The organism is Alphaproteobacteria bacterium (assembly GCA_033762625.1).
Taxonomy (GTDB): domain Bacteria; phylum Pseudomonadota; class Alphaproteobacteria; order UBA9219; family RGZA01; genus RGZA01.
Window position 1 is genome coordinate 65,096 of sequence record JANRLI010000025.1, and the last position, 15,290, is coordinate 80,385.

General features: G+C 49.7%; 19 protein-coding genes. 18 read left to right on the forward strand and 1 reads right to left on the reverse strand.

Annotated elements, in window-relative coordinates:
• Positions 1-64 precede the first annotated feature (64 nt).
• The 18 genes from rplU to SFW65_10575 all read left to right on the forward strand — a co-directional run bounded on the left by rplU (position 65) and on the right by SFW65_10575 (position 14,617).
• Positions 65-379 (forward strand): 50S ribosomal protein L21, encoded by a 315-nt coding sequence (rplU, locus tag SFW65_10490; GenBank protein MDX1923541.1) that lies wholly within the window; start codon positions 65-67, stop codon positions 377-379.
• A 29-nt stretch (positions 380-408) separates the two neighbouring features.
• On the forward strand, positions 409-663 hold the full coding sequence (gene rpmA, locus SFW65_10495) for a 50S ribosomal protein L27 (GenBank protein ID MDX1923542.1): 255 nt from the start codon (positions 409-411) through the stop codon (positions 661-663).
• Between the two features lie 77 nt (positions 664-740).
• Positions 741-1,745, forward strand: a complete 1,005-nt coding sequence (gene obgE, locus SFW65_10500) for a GTPase ObgE (GenBank protein ID MDX1923543.1) — start codon at positions 741-743, stop codon at positions 1,743-1,745.
• Positions 1,746-1,883: 138 nt separating this feature from the next.
• Positions 1,884-2,336: a hypothetical protein gene (locus tag SFW65_10505; protein ID MDX1923544.1), complete on the forward strand. Its 453-nt coding sequence runs from the start codon at positions 1,884-1,886 to the stop codon at positions 2,334-2,336.
• Positions 2,337-2,413: 77 nt separating this feature from the next.
• Positions 2,414-3,217 carry a hypothetical protein gene (locus SFW65_10510; protein ID MDX1923545.1) on the forward strand — a complete coding sequence of 268 codons (804 nt, stop codon included), beginning with the start codon at positions 2,414-2,416 and terminating at the stop codon, positions 3,215-3,217.
• 10 nt (positions 3,218-3,227) lie between these two features.
• Complete coding sequence (locus tag SFW65_10515) at positions 3,228-3,515, forward strand: hypothetical protein (protein ID MDX1923546.1); 288 nt, start codon at positions 3,228-3,230, stop codon at positions 3,513-3,515.
• Positions 3,516-3,617: 102 nt separating this feature from the next.
• Entirely contained in the window at positions 3,618-4,739 is a 1,122-nt protein-coding gene (gene proB / locus SFW65_10520) for a glutamate 5-kinase (protein ID MDX1923547.1), read from the forward strand.
• Positions 4,740-4,747: 8 nt separating this feature from the next.
• Positions 4,748-5,356, forward strand: coding sequence for a hypothetical protein (locus SFW65_10525; protein ID MDX1923548.1), 609 nt, complete (start codon positions 4,748-4,750; stop codon positions 5,354-5,356).
• A 10-nt stretch (positions 5,357-5,366) separates the two neighbouring features.
• Positions 5,367-6,644 (forward strand): glutamate-5-semialdehyde dehydrogenase, encoded by a 1,278-nt coding sequence (locus SFW65_10530; GenBank protein ID MDX1923549.1) that lies wholly within the window; start codon positions 5,367-5,369, stop codon positions 6,642-6,644.
• 11 nt (positions 6,645-6,655) lie between these two features.
• Positions 6,656-7,291 (forward strand): nicotinate-nucleotide adenylyltransferase, encoded by a 636-nt coding sequence (locus SFW65_10535; protein ID MDX1923550.1) that lies wholly within the window; start codon positions 6,656-6,658, stop codon positions 7,289-7,291.
• Position 7,292: 1 nt separating this feature from the next.
• On the forward strand, positions 7,293-7,817 hold the full coding sequence (gene rsfS, locus SFW65_10540; protein ID MDX1923551.1) for a ribosome silencing factor: 525 nt from the start codon (positions 7,293-7,295) through the stop codon (positions 7,815-7,817).
• Between the two features lie 25 nt (positions 7,818-7,842).
• Positions 7,843-8,259 carry a hypothetical protein gene (locus SFW65_10545; GenBank protein ID MDX1923552.1) on the forward strand — a complete coding sequence of 139 codons (417 nt, stop codon included), beginning with the start codon at positions 7,843-7,845 and terminating at the stop codon, positions 8,257-8,259.
• A 13-nt stretch (positions 8,260-8,272) separates the two neighbouring features.
• Positions 8,273-8,731: a 23S rRNA (pseudouridine(1915)-N(3))-methyltransferase RlmH gene (locus tag SFW65_10550; protein ID MDX1923553.1), complete on the forward strand. Its 459-nt coding sequence runs from the start codon at positions 8,273-8,275 to the stop codon at positions 8,729-8,731.
• A gap of 18 nt (positions 8,732-8,749) precedes the next feature.
• Positions 8,750-10,297, forward strand: coding sequence for a 2,3-bisphosphoglycerate-independent phosphoglycerate mutase (gpmI, locus tag SFW65_10555; GenBank protein MDX1923554.1), 1,548 nt, complete (start codon positions 8,750-8,752; stop codon positions 10,295-10,297).
• Positions 10,294-11,424, forward strand: a complete 1,131-nt coding sequence (locus SFW65_10560) for a peptidoglycan DD-metalloendopeptidase family protein (protein ID MDX1923555.1) — start codon at positions 10,294-10,296, stop codon at positions 11,422-11,424. Before gpmI ends, SFW65_10560 begins: the two co-directional genes overlap by 4 nt.
• A 71-nt stretch (positions 11,425-11,495) precedes the next feature.
• Entirely contained in the window at positions 11,496-13,010 is a 1,515-nt protein-coding gene (locus tag SFW65_10565) for a S41 family peptidase (GenBank protein MDX1923556.1), read from the forward strand.
• Between the two features lie 91 nt (positions 13,011-13,101).
• On the forward strand, positions 13,102-14,115 hold the full coding sequence (locus tag SFW65_10570) for a divergent polysaccharide deacetylase family protein (GenBank protein MDX1923557.1): 1,014 nt from the start codon (positions 13,102-13,104) through the stop codon (positions 14,113-14,115).
• Position 14,116: 1 nt separating this feature from the next.
• Complete coding sequence (locus tag SFW65_10575) at positions 14,117-14,617, forward strand: RNA pyrophosphohydrolase (GenBank protein MDX1923558.1); 501 nt, start codon at positions 14,117-14,119, stop codon at positions 14,615-14,617.
• Here the strand turns inward: SFW65_10575 and SFW65_10580 are convergent.
• Positions 14,601-15,287, reverse strand: a complete 687-nt coding sequence (locus SFW65_10580) for an N-acetylmuramoyl-L-alanine amidase (protein MDX1923559.1) — start codon at positions 15,285-15,287, stop codon at positions 14,601-14,603. The genes SFW65_10575 and SFW65_10580 overlap by 17 nt on opposite strands.
• Between the last annotated feature and the right edge of the window lie 3 nt (positions 15,288-15,290).

Genomic DNA, 15,290 nt, shown 5'->3' on the forward strand with positions numbered 1-15,290 from the left:
TTTAAACCCCAAGGGTATCCTTGGCCGTAAAGCTGCTATTTGTTTTTAAGATTAGGAAAATATCATGTTCGCGATTATTCAAACCGGCGGCAAGCAATACAAAGTTGCGCAAGACGATGTTCTTCGCGTTGAAAAGCTGGACGTTGAAGCAGGCAAGACCATTGAACTCAAAGAAGTTCTGCTCGTTGCCGATGCTTCCAAAACCACCGCTGGCAACCCGACCGTAAAGGGTGCAAGCGTCAGCGCCGAAGTTGTGCGCCATGAAAAGGATGACAAGGTCATCGTATTCAAGAAAAAGCGCCGTCAAAATTACCGCCGCAAGAACGGCCACCGCCAGAACCTCACCGTTCTGCGTATCACCGGCATCAAGAGCGCGTAATTCAAATCAGGTTTTCAGGAGAGTAAGTCATGGCACATAAAAAAGCAGGCGGTAGTTCACGAAATGGCCGCGATTCAGCTGGTCGCCGTTTGGGCGTAAAGCGTTTTGGTTCCGAAGTTGCGATTGCAGGTAACATCATCCTGCGTCAACGCGGTACCGATGTTCACCCGGCAGATAATGTTGGCATGGGCAAGGATCATACATTATTCGCGCTCATCACTGGCCGCGTAGAATTCCACACCGGTAAGGGTGGCAAGAAATATGTAAGTGTGCGCGCTGCTTAATCAGCGTCACCGCGTAACAAGTTACCAATACCCCCGCTCTTGCCAGTCGGGGGTATTGTTTTTTGAAGTGAAGACAGATGAAATTTCTCGACCAAGCTAAAATCTATGTGAAAAGCGGCGATGGCGGGCCCGGCTGCATCAGCTTCCGCCGCGAGAAATTCATTGAATATGGCGGCCCGGATGGCGGGAATGGCGGCAAAGGCGGCGATGTGATTGTGGAAGCTGCCGATAATCTGAATACGCTGATTGACTTTCGCTATCAGCAGCATTTCAAGGCAGGCAATGGTCATCATGGCGAAGGTCGTTTGCGTTCCGGCGCGAATGGCAATGATGTCATTTTGAAAGTTCCCGTCGGCACCCAGATCTATGACGAGTTTGAAGAAAAATGCCTTGCTGATATGCAGGAAGTTGGCCAGCGCATCGTACTGCTCAAAGGCGGCGATGGCGGATTTGGAAATGATTATTTTAAAACATCCACCAACCGTTCACCGCGCAAGAATACGCCGGGGTGGAAAGGTGAAGAACATACAATTATTCTCCGCCTTAAATTGATTGCGGATGCAGGTCTTATCGGCTTGCCCAATGCAGGTAAATCCACGTTCCTTGCATCATGCACTGCTGCAAAACCAAAGATTGCCGATTACCCCTTCACCACCCTTTCCCCTGGCCTTGGCGTTGTTCGCCTTGGCAATCCCCAAGATGGCGTTGAATTTGTGCTGGCTGATATTCCCGGCCTTATCGAAGGGGCGCATGAAGGACATGGGCTCGGTGATCGTTTCCTTGGCCACGTTGAACGCACAAAAATCCTTCTGCACCTGATTGATGCTACGGCAGATGATGTCGTTGCCAGCTATAAAACCATCCGCAAGGAACTAAAGGCGTATGGAAACGGCCTTGTTGAAAAACCGGAAATCATCGCGCTGAACAAATGCGATGCGCTGACGCCGGAAGACGTAAAAGCCAAAACAGCAAAACTAAAAAAAGCTGCCAAAAAAACGCCTATTTATCCGATTTCCGCCGCGGCACATCAGGGTGTGAAGGAAATTCTGTGGGAACTTTACAAAGTCATAAAAAATACATAAATCCTGCTTATGTAATTTCGGCATCCCAAGTACATTTTTTACTTATCCGCACCGCGTTAGCATTGCACCATGCTGGAACTTTTCAAATACTTCCTTTGGCTAGTTCTTATCTTTTGCGCCATCTATATGCTCGGCCACATGAAAAGCTGGACGCACCCCGATCCATTTACCGAAATGAAAATGGAACTATGCACTGGTGCCGGCCTTGCGCAGCAAGCCGAAGCATTAAGCCCACGTGAACGCAAACAGATTGCTGCGGTCTGTGCAGCCTATCATCTTGGCGCCTACCAGCTCACGGGCCTCGATGTTTATATGGATATATTTTTTACCTATGGCAAAAAATACCGTCTGACCATTCAAGATATCGATGCGGAGCGATGGCCGAATAAAACCGCCAATACGTTCTTTTCTGAAATGCAAGGCATTGGCTATGAACTCGTCACCCTTCCGGCCGCAGAAAAGGAAGAACGGCTAATTGCATGGCGCATCATCGCTCAGACCTATTTCAAAGAGGCTTATAAAGCAGGTGTTGAACCCAAACCCGCCAAATTATTAAAATTGGTGCCAAAGGCCATACATATCGCTCGATAAAATGCGAAACGCCATTTGACGAAAGTATTATGTTTACCTAGGTTGCAGGCACCCCATTTTTAGTCAAAGGATTTTTGATGATTATTGATTTCAGACAAGCGGCGATTGCAGCTGCAACAGGCGTAGCAATTTTAACATCCGGTCTTGCCCCCTACATCTTGCCAACACCTGCGCATGCCGCGTATCCGGGTGAAAAAGGCTCGCCAATTATCAAGCCATTGGAAATCTGCACTGGCGCTGGCGTTTCATTCAAAATTCTATCTGAAAATCAAAACAACCCTGCCGCCGTCCGTGCTTGGGAAAGCTTCTGCGTAGGTGTTTATATGGCGCAGTATATGGCAATCATCGAACCGCTCGCATGGCAAAATGCAGGCGGTATCTTGCAGCGTTACGGTCAAGGTAAAGGCGCAACACCTGAACCACTCGACTTCACGAAAGATTTGATTTGGCCATACAAGTTTACAACCCAGCAACAATATGACCAATTCTGGAAAGATGTGGATGTTCAAACGCGCAAGGATTTTGCAGAAAAGCGCGCGGAACTGAAAACGCTTCCGCAATTCGCGGGCAAATCGGATAACGAGTTGAATGGTATTATTGCGACGGCCCGTATAACTATTTTGCAACAAATGATTGAAACGATGGATACGGCTTATCGCACTCAAAACCGTACCTTCCAGCCCTATCATGCCTTGTTGATTGTGGAAGAATTAGTGCGCGTGAAGTTTGAACCATCCCAGTTCAATCTTGATCGGTATAATTCCAACGTAAAAGCAATTGAAGACCGCTTGCCACAAAAGCGCGGAACGCTTGAGCCTAGAGAACCTGCAAACCGCCAATACGGGGCGGCCCCTGCGGAATGGCGTCATCAGGTAGGCTAAAGGATATTTCATGATACTTGGAAGAAGAGCACGCGTTGCAGGCGAAATTGTTTTTGCAGCCGGATTAACAGGCGTTGCTGCATATTACGTGTTGAATAATCTGTATCCATCTGCGTTTACATCCTCCCGCCAGCACCGCGCATGCATTGAACAAACTGCAGCAAAATTGACCGGGCAAACTGCTGACCCCACATCAGCAACACATATCGCGTGGTTATCCTACGCACCTGGATTTCCAATTTTGTCGATGGCTTGCAGACTAAAAGTGCATACCGGGAAACCGCAGCCACCACAATAATATCCACTATTATTAGCCCAGCGCCGTCTCCCCCGCCCCTGTTGCGTTATGGGGCGGCAATAGGCATTATTGAATCCAATCTGAATCACAAGGTTTACAAATTTGTTAGCTAACGCCCACCGCATCATCATCAAAATTGGCTCCGCCCTTATTGCCGATACGAATGGCAAAGCACGCCTTGCGTGGATGCAAGCCTTGGCAAATGATGTTGTCGCATGGCGCGCCAAAGGCCGCGAAGTCATAATTGTAACATCGGGCGCTGGCGCATTGGGCCGCAGCCTTGTCGGGTTATCGCGCGATAAAATCAAACGTGCCCTAAGCATGGAAGAAAAACAGGCCGCCACTGCCGTTGGCCAACCCATTTTAATGCAAGCATGGGAAGAAGTTTTCAAAGCAAGCCAAACGATTACTGCGCAAGTACTCCTCACACTCGATGATACCGAAGACCGCCAGCGTCATTTAACCTGCCGCGGGGCGATTGAAAAAATCCTCAAACTCAATGCGTTGCCGATTATCAACGAGAATGACACCGTCAGCACGGCGGAAATCCGCATCGGCGATAACGACCGTTTGGCTGCGCGCGTGGCACAAATGATAAGTGCGGATACCCTTATATTACTATCAGATATTGATGGGCTTTATTCTGCAGATCCCAAAACCAACCCATCCGCCACCTTTATTCCTGAAGTAAAGGAAATTAGTGCGGAAATTGAAGCCATGGCGGGTGACCCACAACCGGGGGTCAGCAGCGGCGGCATGAAAACAAAAATCATGGCGGCAAAAATCGCTGTGACATCAGGTTGCCGCATGGCCATCTTAAAAGGCACGGAAGAAAATCCCCTACGCAAGCTGGATGAAGGCACCCTGCGCTGCACATGGTTCACACCATCCACCACGCCGCTTGCCGCGCGCAAGCGCTGGATTGCCGCGCATATGAGCATGAAAGGCGCGATCATCATCGATGATGGCGCGGTTAAAGCATTGCAGGACGGGCGCAGCTTGCTGCCCGCTGGTGTCAAATCATGCGAAGGGGTATTCGCCAGCGGCGATGCAGTGGCCATTAAAACATTATCCGGTCAAACGATTGGGTGCGGGCTAATCGCGTTCGACCGTGATGAAGCCGATAAAATCTGTGGCAAACGCAGCGATGATATCGAACGCCTGCTGGGTTACGCAGGCCAAGAAGAAATGATTCACCGCGATAACATGGTCATGAATAAATAGAGGCATACATGGATAACAGCGCATTACAGGTTCTTGAAAACTTAAAATCAGGCTCAGATGCGCAGTTTTTCAGCGATGCAACAGCCATTCAAATCGGCAAATCCGGATTAACGATTGCCGCCATCCTTGCGGCAACTGCAAGCGTTTATTATTTATTTTGCACCTTGGGATTATTTGGCACCGCCAAGCGTTCCCTTATCGCGCTTGTGCTCGCCATCATGTGCGGTATTGGCGCATTCCTGCTTCACCAAAAGGCCGAAGCGTTTCGTGCGATTGATGACAGCAAGCCGGTGATCGCCATCACTGCGCAAAAACTGCAATATGATGTGCGCCGCAATGGCTGGATTATTCCATGGACTTACGTCACATCGGTTGAACTGAAAACCAGCACCACCTTTAAAAAACAGTCGATTGAACAAACGACCTATGAAATCCGCGTGCATACCAAGCTCGCTCCACCTATTACATGGCTTTACGAGCCATCGGAAGATAATGATATCGCACAGGTCAAATCACTCGTGGAACGCGAAAATTATCTCGTGATTGACCCCGAACCCCTTGGAATAAGCCCGGAAGCATTACAAAAGGCGCTGGAAAAGTACCGCGCAGGGCTCTAAATTATGCTTTATGCAAACAGCAGCGAACGACACAACTAATTGGGTTAAGGAACTTGAAGCGATTGGCTTAAATGCCAAGGCCGCGTTGCCTTTGCTTGCCAACGCCACAGCCGCGCAGCGCACCAAAGCCTTGCAAATTTGCGCGCAAAAATTACGCGCCAATAAAGATGCCATATTAAAAGCCAATGCCCTGGATGTTGCGCGCGGCCAAACCACCATTAGCAAGGCGATGATTGACCGCCTTACCCTCACACCAGAACGGCTCGAAGCAATCGCCAAGGGATTGGAGGAAGTGGCCAAGCAACCCGACCCCATTGGAAAAATTCTGGAAGAATGGACGCGCCCAAACGGGTTGAAGATCCAACGTGTCTCTGCGCCCCTTGGTGTCATTGGCATGATTTACGAAAGCCGCCCGAATGTGACGGCTGAAGCGGCATCCATCGCCCTTCGTGGCGGTAATGCGATTATCTTGCGTTGCGGTTCAGACTGTTTTGAAAGCTCCCTTGCTATTGCTAACGCCCTGCAAGAAGGTCTCAGCGAAAGCGGTTTGCCAAAAACCGCCATTCAACTTGTGCCAACGACTGACCGCGCTGCCGTCGGCGCATTACTAACGATGAGCCAGCATGTTGATGTAATTGTGCCACGTGGCGGGCGCGAACTGATTGAACGCGTCGAACGCGAAAGCAAAATTCCTTTGCTACGCCAGTATGAAGGTGTGAACCACATTTATGTGGATGCAAAAGCCGATGCTGAAAAAGCAAAAGCCATTATTCAAAATGCAAAGATGCGCCGCTGCTCCATTTGCGGCGCAGTCGAGTGTTTGTTGTTTGAAGCATCAACGCTAAAGACGATTGCGACATCAACCATAAAGAACCTGCTGGATCTGGGCTGTGAAGTTCGCGGCGATGATGCTATTCAATCGATTGATGCGCGCGTGAAGAAAGCTGAACAAGCTGATTGGGGCAAGGAATATCTTGATCACATCGTTGCCGCGCGCGTTGTCAGCAGCATTCACGAAGCAATGGAACATATTGATACCTATTCATCGCACCATACCGATTGCATCGTAACAGAAGATAAAGCGGCAGCTGAAACCTTCACGCGTCAGGTCGATAGCGCGATTGTGATGGTGAATGCCTCCACCCAGTTTGCCGATGGCGGTGAATTCGGTTTTGGCGGCGAACTTGGTATCGCCACAGGTCGCCTTCACGCGCGCGGGCCCATCGGCGCAGCACAATTGGTCAGTTATAAATACATCGTATTGGGCAACGGACAAACTCGTCCTTAAAGGAAAACCTTTTGCTTCCAATTTCCCCGCCTCTGCTTTCTGGTTCCTCCTACCGCAAGCTTCGTATCGGATTATTGGGCGGCTCTTTCAATCCCGCGCATGAAGGGCATTTGCATATCAGCCAGCTCGCGCTGAAAAATATGAAACTCGATGCGGTGTGGTGGCTTGTCTCGCCGCAGAACCCATTGAAAAGCGATAAAGGCATGGCAAGCTTTGCGCAGCGCTTTGAAGGCGCAAAACTGCTCACGCGCGATTGCCCGAATATCATCGTCAGTGATATGGAAGGTAAATTAGGCACACGCTTTACTGCCGATACCTTGAAACAGCTTACCCGTCGTTTTCCACGCACCCGCTTTATCTGGATGATGGGGGCCGATAACCTTATTCAAATCCCCCGTTGGCAGCGCTGGCACGAGATATTTAAGCTTTGTGATGTTGCTGTTTACCGCCGCCCGCCTTATGCTGTGGGTGTTTTACGCGGCAAGGCGGCGCAACGGTTTTATAAGAACCGCATTCCGCCTTCCAAAGCAAAACAGCTTGGCACCCATAATTTTACAACGAGCACATCCAAAAAATGGATATTGTTCAGTAACCGTTTGAATTCTGAATCCGCAACGCAAATCCGCAACCGCACCAAAGGGAAATAAAGTGGCTAAACCAAAGAAACCAACCGCAAAAAAATCTGCCGGTAAATCAAAACCCGTTGCAAAAAAAGCTGGGCCGAAAAAGGCTGCACCCCAAAAGCAAATGAAGATTGTTGCGCGTAACACCGCGCCCGTTAAATCCAAAAAGCCCGCCGCGAAAGAAAGTAAGGTCAAAGACCTTCAGGAATTCATGCGCGATAAGGTCATGAAAGCACTGGATGACGGCAAGGCCGAAGACACCATTTGCATTGATGTACGCGGGCAATCCCCCATCTGCGATTTCCTTATTATCACCACCGGCCGTTCATCACGTTCGGTGAACGCGCTATCCGAAGCGGTCGATAAAGCCTTGCGTGAATCTGGCGCGAAGAACGTGCGCAACGAAGGTAAAGCCGCTGGCGATTGGGCGGTTGTCGATGGCGGCGATGTGATTGTGCATGTCTTCCGTCCGGAAGTACGCGCCTTCTACCGCCTTGAAGAAGTATGGGGACTTGAACCTCCCCTGCAACAGACGTTTAAAGATTTATAATCACCCCTAACCCAAGGAGGCTATGATGAGCGACAATTTCAGCATCGATGAAGTGAAAAACTTTTTTAAAGCAGAAAACCTCAACGCCTTTTTCCAGCCAGATAATCTGCGCGCGTTCGTTAATCGCGCATGGAACGGGGAACTTCCCTTATGGCAAGCATTCTGGGGGCTAACTGTTTTCCCGAATGTGTGCCTTAACCTGCTTGTCAAATTGATTGCGGCAATAATTCCAATTCCGGTGTTCTTATCCCTGCTGGGTATCGTTACGTTCATCATCACCGTGCCGCTTACCGTATTGCAGATTGTCGCCGTGTGGCGCAGCGCCGTGAATTACAATGCGGCGAACCCAAATGTCTATTGGGGCTATGCGGCGCAAGCGGTTATGGCGATTGGCGGCGTGATGCTTACCATCGGGCTTGTTGGCGTTGTCTTTCACCGCTAGGGTAATAACTGATTTGCCCAACATCCTTATCCTTGCCATCGGCAAAATGAAACAAGGCCCCATGGCCGATGCCATGGCAGAGTATCAAAAACGCCTGCGTTGGAAATTGACTGTTCGGGAATTTGATTTCAAGGATACCAATCCGAACAAGCTGCGCGATAAAGAATCCCAAGCGCTGCTTGCCGCCATACCTGAAGGCTACCGTGTCATTGCATGTGATGAGCGCGGCAAGGAAACCAGCAGCATGGATTTTGCCCATAAAATCGAGCATTGGCAGAATAACGAATCGCACAATCTTGCTTTCCTGATTGGCGGCGCGAACGGACATACCGATTTTGTGCGGAAAAAGGCTGACTTTTTACTTAGTTTTGGCAGAATGACATGGCCCCATATGATGGCGCGCGTAATGCTGGTAGAACAGCTTTACCGTGCCCAGCAAATTATGGCTGGGCATCCCTATCACCGTGAATAAGTAAGGTTTCGTTTTACTATGTCTTCCCAATTACCCAACATGAAAGCCCGTCCTGTTGTCCTGTGCGTATTTGATGGTTTTGGTCATCGTCCTGATGCGCCCGATAATGCCGTATCGCTTGCACATACGCCGAATATCGATCGCTATTTTGCGACCTGCCCGCATTCGCTGCTTGATGCGAGTGAAGAGCATGTTGGGCTACCCCACGGGCAAATGGGTAATTCCGAAGTCGGCCATATGAATTTGGGCGCAGGTCAAGTGATTTTCCAAGATTTGCCGATGATTGATCGCGTCATAAAAAACGATGAATTGAAAACCACCCCTGCCCTTATTGATTTAATCAAAAAACTGCAGGCATCCAAAGGCACATGTCATTTAATGGGGCTTGCATCACCTGGCGGTGTGCATTCACACCAAGACCATATTGTCGCCCTTTCCGGAATTCTTTCTGTTGCGGAGGTGCCGGTTGCCATTCATGCGTTTTTAGACGGGCGTGATATGCCGCCACAAAGCGCGGTTGACCAAATTTTCAAACTGCAAAAAGACATCGCAGGATTAAACAACGTAAAGGTTGTTTCACTGTGTGGGCGCTACTACGCGATGGACCGCGATAAACGCTGGGAACGGGTTGAAAAAGCATATCGCCTTATTGCGCTGGGCGAAGGCAAAAAAAGCAATGATGCTTTGGCAGCGATCAAAGAAAGCTACGCCGAAAAAGTATATGATGAATTCGTGCTACCCGTTGCATTAAACGGTTACGTGGGCGCAAAAGACGGTGATGGTATCCTATTTATCAATTTCCGTGCCGACCGCGCGCGTGAAATCCTGCATACGCTAATTGACCCTGCATTTGATGGGTTCAAGCGCGACAAGCTTGTTAAGTTCGCAGCTATCACGGGCATGGTGGAATATTCCGACAAGCTAAAAGTGATGATGAACGCGTTATTCCCGCCAAAAATTATCACCGATACATTAGGTGAAATCGTATCAAAGGCGGGCATGAAGCAATTGCGCATAGCCGAAACCGAAAAATATCCGCATGTCACCTTCTTCTTTAATGGCGGACGCGAAGAACCTTATGCAGGCGAAGAACGTATCCTTGTGCCCTCACCCAAAGTTGCGACATATGATTTACAGCCGGAAATGTCCGCATACGAAGTCACCGATAAGCTGGTTGCCGCGATTGATAGCGGCAAGTTTGATATGATTGTCGTGAACTACGCCAATGGCGATATGGTGGGACACACCGGCGACTTAAATGCGGCGATTAAAGCGGTTGAAGCGCTTGATACCTGCATTGGCCGCGTCGAAGCAGCCGTGAAGAAACAGGGCGGCGTAATCCTTCTTACCGCAGATCACGGCAATTGCGAACGCATGCATGATGATGACACACACGGCCCACATACGGCCCACACGCTGAACCTTGTGCCAGCTATTTTAATCAACGCACCCGATGTTAAAAAAATCCATGATGGCAAGCTGGCGGATGTTGCGCCAACCCTTCTGCATTTTTTAAATCTGCCGCAACCAACAACCATGACAGGGAAAACCATCATCAACGAATGAAGCATATCGCGCGTATCATTCTGTTCTGCATTCTTGGCATCAGCGTTCCTGTGCATGCCGCCATTCCGCCTGAGCTTGAAAAATTGCAGCAGGATTTAAATGCAAAGCGCGCGCGTGATGCGGAATTAAAAAAACAACTGGATACGACGGAATCCGAACTTGCTGATTTACGCGCAAAACTGGTCAGCGCCGCGCGGGAACAAGAAAACAGCGAAGATATATTGATGAATTACCATCAAAAGCTGGAAACCCTGCAACGTGCCGAAAGTCAGCAACAGGCTGAATTGAACCAGCAAAAACGCCATATGGAGGAAGTGCTAACCGCCTTGCTGCGCATGGCGCGCACACCGTCCGAACTTATGATAATCCGCCCCGAAAAGCCGGTTGATAATATCCGCAGCGCGATTTTACTGCGTGAAGCCCTGCCGCAATACGCGCTGGAAGCACAACGCCTTTCTACCCAGATTGATAAGTTGCAAATCACCCGCGCAGATATTCTTGATAAAGAAGCCGCGCTCAAAGATGCGCAAAAAACATTCGCATCAAAACAGGACGAACTGAATAAATTGTTGAACCAGCGTCAGGCATGGCTGAAAGCAACTGAAAGCCAACGCGGCGACTTGCAAGCCCAGATTGCTGATCTGACCAAGGAAGCGCAGAACGTCCAAGACCTCGTTCAAAAAGTTACTTCATCCGGCATTATCCCCGTGCCGCAAAAACTCAAAAAAGGTGGGCACGTCGCATTTATGGCCCCTGCTAAGGGCAAGATTCTCTACGGTTTTGGTGATGCGGATGATGTGGGCGCGGCCTCGCGTGGCCTAACCATGCGGGTTCGTGGCGGCGAAATGATTGTTGCGCCAGCGGATGGGCAGGTCGTCTTTGCGGGGCCATTTAAAGGTTACGGCAATATCTTGATTATCCGGCATGGGGATGACTATCATTCCTTCTTGGCTGGCTTTGGCCGGCTTGATTCTGCTGTTGGGCAGGTCGTTAATGCAGGTGAACCTTTAGGCCGCAGCTCCATGGAGCAAGGCAACAATACGCAACTTTATTTCGAGCTGCGTTATAAAGGTGCACCCATCAACCCTGCGCAATATGTAAAAGTTACTAACGTCGCTACTAACTAATAACCCATTCTATGCAGGACCGGTTGGGCCAAACCCAAAGGGTTCGCGTTACAAACAAGGAAATCCAACTGATGCCAAATCATTTTAAAACAATGAGTAAAAAATCGCTTTTCGTTTCCTTGGTTGCCATCATCTTTGCATCTGGTCTCGGTTTTGGTGTCCCCGCTGTTCTGCATGCCCAAGATACAAAAAAAGAAAAAGAAGAAGAGTCACCGGACGCCAGGGATACTTTTAAATATTTAAGCCTGTTCAGCGATGTGATGGAACGTGTACGCGCGGATTACGTGGACAGCGTGACGGACGAAAAACTCGTGGAATCCTCTTTAAATGGCATGCTTATGTCACTCGACCCGCATTCGGGTTACATGACAAAGAAAAGCTTTGGCGAAATGCAAACCCAAACCCGCGGCGAATTCGGCGGGCTTGGCATCGAAGTTACCATGGAAGACAACATTGTGAAGGTTGTATCGCCGATTGACGATACCCCAGCGGCAAAGGCCGGTCTGCAATCCGGTGATTTAATCACCCATATTGATGACCATCCGGTTACCGAACTCACCCTTTCCGAAGCCGTTGATAAAATGCGCGGCACCCCCGGCAGCAAAATCAAACTCACCATCCGTCGCGGCGGTCTTTCAAGTGTGCCCTTTGATGTGTCTATCGTTCGCGCCATCATCAAAATCAAATCGGTTAAGTTTGAAGTGAAAGATAATGTGATTGGCTACATCCGCATTACCACCTTTAATGAACAAACCCAAATCGGTCTTGATGCTGCGCTTGCTGAATTTGAAAAGACGGCAGGCGACAAGCTGATTGGCTTTGTGCTCGACTTGCGCAACAATCCTGGCGGTTTGCTGGAACAGGCTATTTCTGTATCCAGCGTATTCTTGCCAGCTGGCGTTCCAGTGGTTTCAACCAAAGGCCGCCATAGCGAAGATAATCAATCCTTCCTCTCTCGTGGCGGCGACCGCACCAACGGTAAGCCGATTGTGTTGATGGTGAATGGCGGCTCTGCTTCAGCTTCTGAAATTGTTGCTGGCGCACTGCAAGACCACCGCCGCGCGATTGTGATTGGTACCAAATCATTCGGTAAGGGTTCGGTTCAAACCATCATTCCGCTGCAAAATGGCGGCGCAATGCGTTTGACCACCGCCCGCTACTTCACCCCCTCTGGCCGTTCGATTCAGGCCGAAGGGATCAAACCGGATATCGAAGTGCTTCCAGCCAAGGTTGAAGAAATCAAACCCAAGAAGGGTTTAACCGAAGCCGATTTGAAGGGCGCTTTGGCAAATCCAAACGAAAAGAAACCCGCAAACGACAACGCAGAAAAGAAGGATGAAAGTAAGGATAAGAAGAGCGCCAGCGATGGCGCCATGGGCGATGTCGAGGAGGAAACTTCCGATGCCAAGGATAAAGACGGCAAAGACAAGGATGGCAAGGAAGTGAAGAAACCGTTCGATTATCAATTGGCTCGTGCACTTGACTTGCTGCGCGGTATTTCGCTCTATGAAAAACGCGGCAATCCTGTAACACCTGTGTCAGAAACCGGTAGCGAAAAAGAAAAACCAGCGAAAGCTGCGCCTTAACCCTTAAGGAAAAAGCGTGGATATAAAACTGCCTGAACTCTCTGACGCTCTTAAGCCTTTACCAAGGCTCAAGAGCGTTGTGATAACGGAGTTGGAAAATATCAGCCGCAAAACGCCAATTGACCGCAAGGTATTTGGCTATGTGTTTCTGGGTGTTTTTGCACTATTGCTTGCGGTTGCTTTTACACTTCCACTGCTGAAACCCAAGCAAACTGAAATTCCAGCAGCAGTTGTTGTGGCTGAACCTGTTCCCCCGCCCCTTACCCAGCCGCAAATCACTGCCGCGCAGGAAAATGACAGCCATTGGGTAGAACCGCTGCCCGCGGCGCCAATTGCCGAATTGCAAGAACCGCTCGGAAATGGATTTATTCCGATTACCGCGCCAGATGGCCGTGTATCATGGCACAGCTATGCTCGGCCCTATAATCAAGCCGATGCACGTCCGCGTGTTACGGTCGTGATTGGCGAATTGGGTCTCTCGCAGCAAATCAGCCAAAGTGCAATCACCGATTTACCCGGCCCCGTTACACTCATCTTTTCTAAATACAGCAATGAACCGGATGCGTGGATGGCCAAAGCGCGCCAGCTTGGTCATGAAACCGTGCTCGGTATTCCGATGGAACCGCTCGATTACCCATCAAGTGATCCGGGGCCTGACAGCTTGCTGATTCATAACAACAACGATGAAAACAAGGCCTTGTTGCTCAAATACCTTGTGAATGGCAAAGGCTATATTGGCGTAACATCGCTTTCGGGTTCCCGCATGAGCACAACGCCCGAACGCTTCCGCCCCATTCTGGAAGAACTGAACAAGCGTGGCCTGATGTGGCTGGATGCAAACTTAACGCCGCTCAGCGCAGGCGATATACTTTGCAAGGAAATCCGCATGCCTTCGGCCAAAGTGGATGTTCATATCGACGAAAACATGGGAACAAACGATATAACCCGCATCTTGCAGGATATTGAAAAGTCTGCGTTTAAAAACGTACACACCATTCTCATGGTGCAGCCATCGCCATTATCCTTGTCCTTGCTGCGCGACTGGATAAAGCAACTTCCGGATAAGCGGATCTCGCTTGCGCCTTTATCATCATTAGCGAAATAGCATGGAACAACACCCCCTTCCCTATCGGTCATGCGTTGGCATTATGCTGATCAATCATGATGGCCGTGTGTTCTGCGGTGAACGCCGCGATACACCAGGCGCATGGCAAATGCCGCAAGGCGGCATTCAAAAAGGCGAAGACCCCAAGGTCGCGGCGCTTCGCGAACTGCATGAAGAAATCGGTGTTAGCAAGGCTGAAATCATCGGGCAGACTGCGCAAACTTACCGCTACGATTTTCCTGATTTTTTGCAGCATCGCTCGGTTTATAAGGGCAAATATCGGGGGCAAGAACAGCATTGGTTTGCGTTAAAATTCCTTGGCACTGACAAGGATATCGATTTAGTCGCACATAATGATGAAGAAGGCCCCGAATTCATCGCATGGAAATGGGTATCCTTGCCGGAGGTCGCGCAGCTTATTGTGCCATTTAAACGCGCAGTCTATGAAAGCGTTGCAGCCGAATTCGAGCCGCTTATCAATCAAATCAAAAAACTCGGCTAACGGCACGCAGCGTTTTTGCAGTATCGCTATCCAATTGTCCTGTGACCCTGTGCTGCACAAAATGACGCTGGAATGCACGCAGCGCCGCATGCAGTGATTCTTCATCAATCCCGCAATCATAACCGATACCGGATAGCAACTTTTCTGCGCCCACTAAGGTCAGCGGTTCATCATCTTGTGCAAGCGGTTCTGGCCAGATGCCAATACCGTTTTGCGCCAGCATCTTCCAGTCGAACAATTCCCCTGGGTCTTCTTTGCGCAGCGGAGCAACATCGGAATGACCGATAAATGCTGTGGCTGGCAACGTGTATCTGGCTTTGATTTCAAGGCATAACTTCAATACGGCCTGCATTTGCTCACCCGGAAATGGGCGGTAACCGAATTCATGGCCCGGGTTTACGATTTCAATGCCTATTGAATGGGAATTTACATCGACGATGCCGCGCCAGAAACTTTTTCCGGCATGCCATGCGCGCTTTGCCTCATCCACTAATTGAAAAACGCGGCCATCTTCTTCCACCACATAATGGGCGCTGACTTTTGATGCGGCATCGCAAAGTCGCGCAATCGCCGATGCGCCGTCGATCATGCCGGTATAATGTAAAATGACCAAGGATGGCGCATCACATCCTTTGCGGTCATCGAAATTGGGCGAGGATTGCTTGAGCATAGG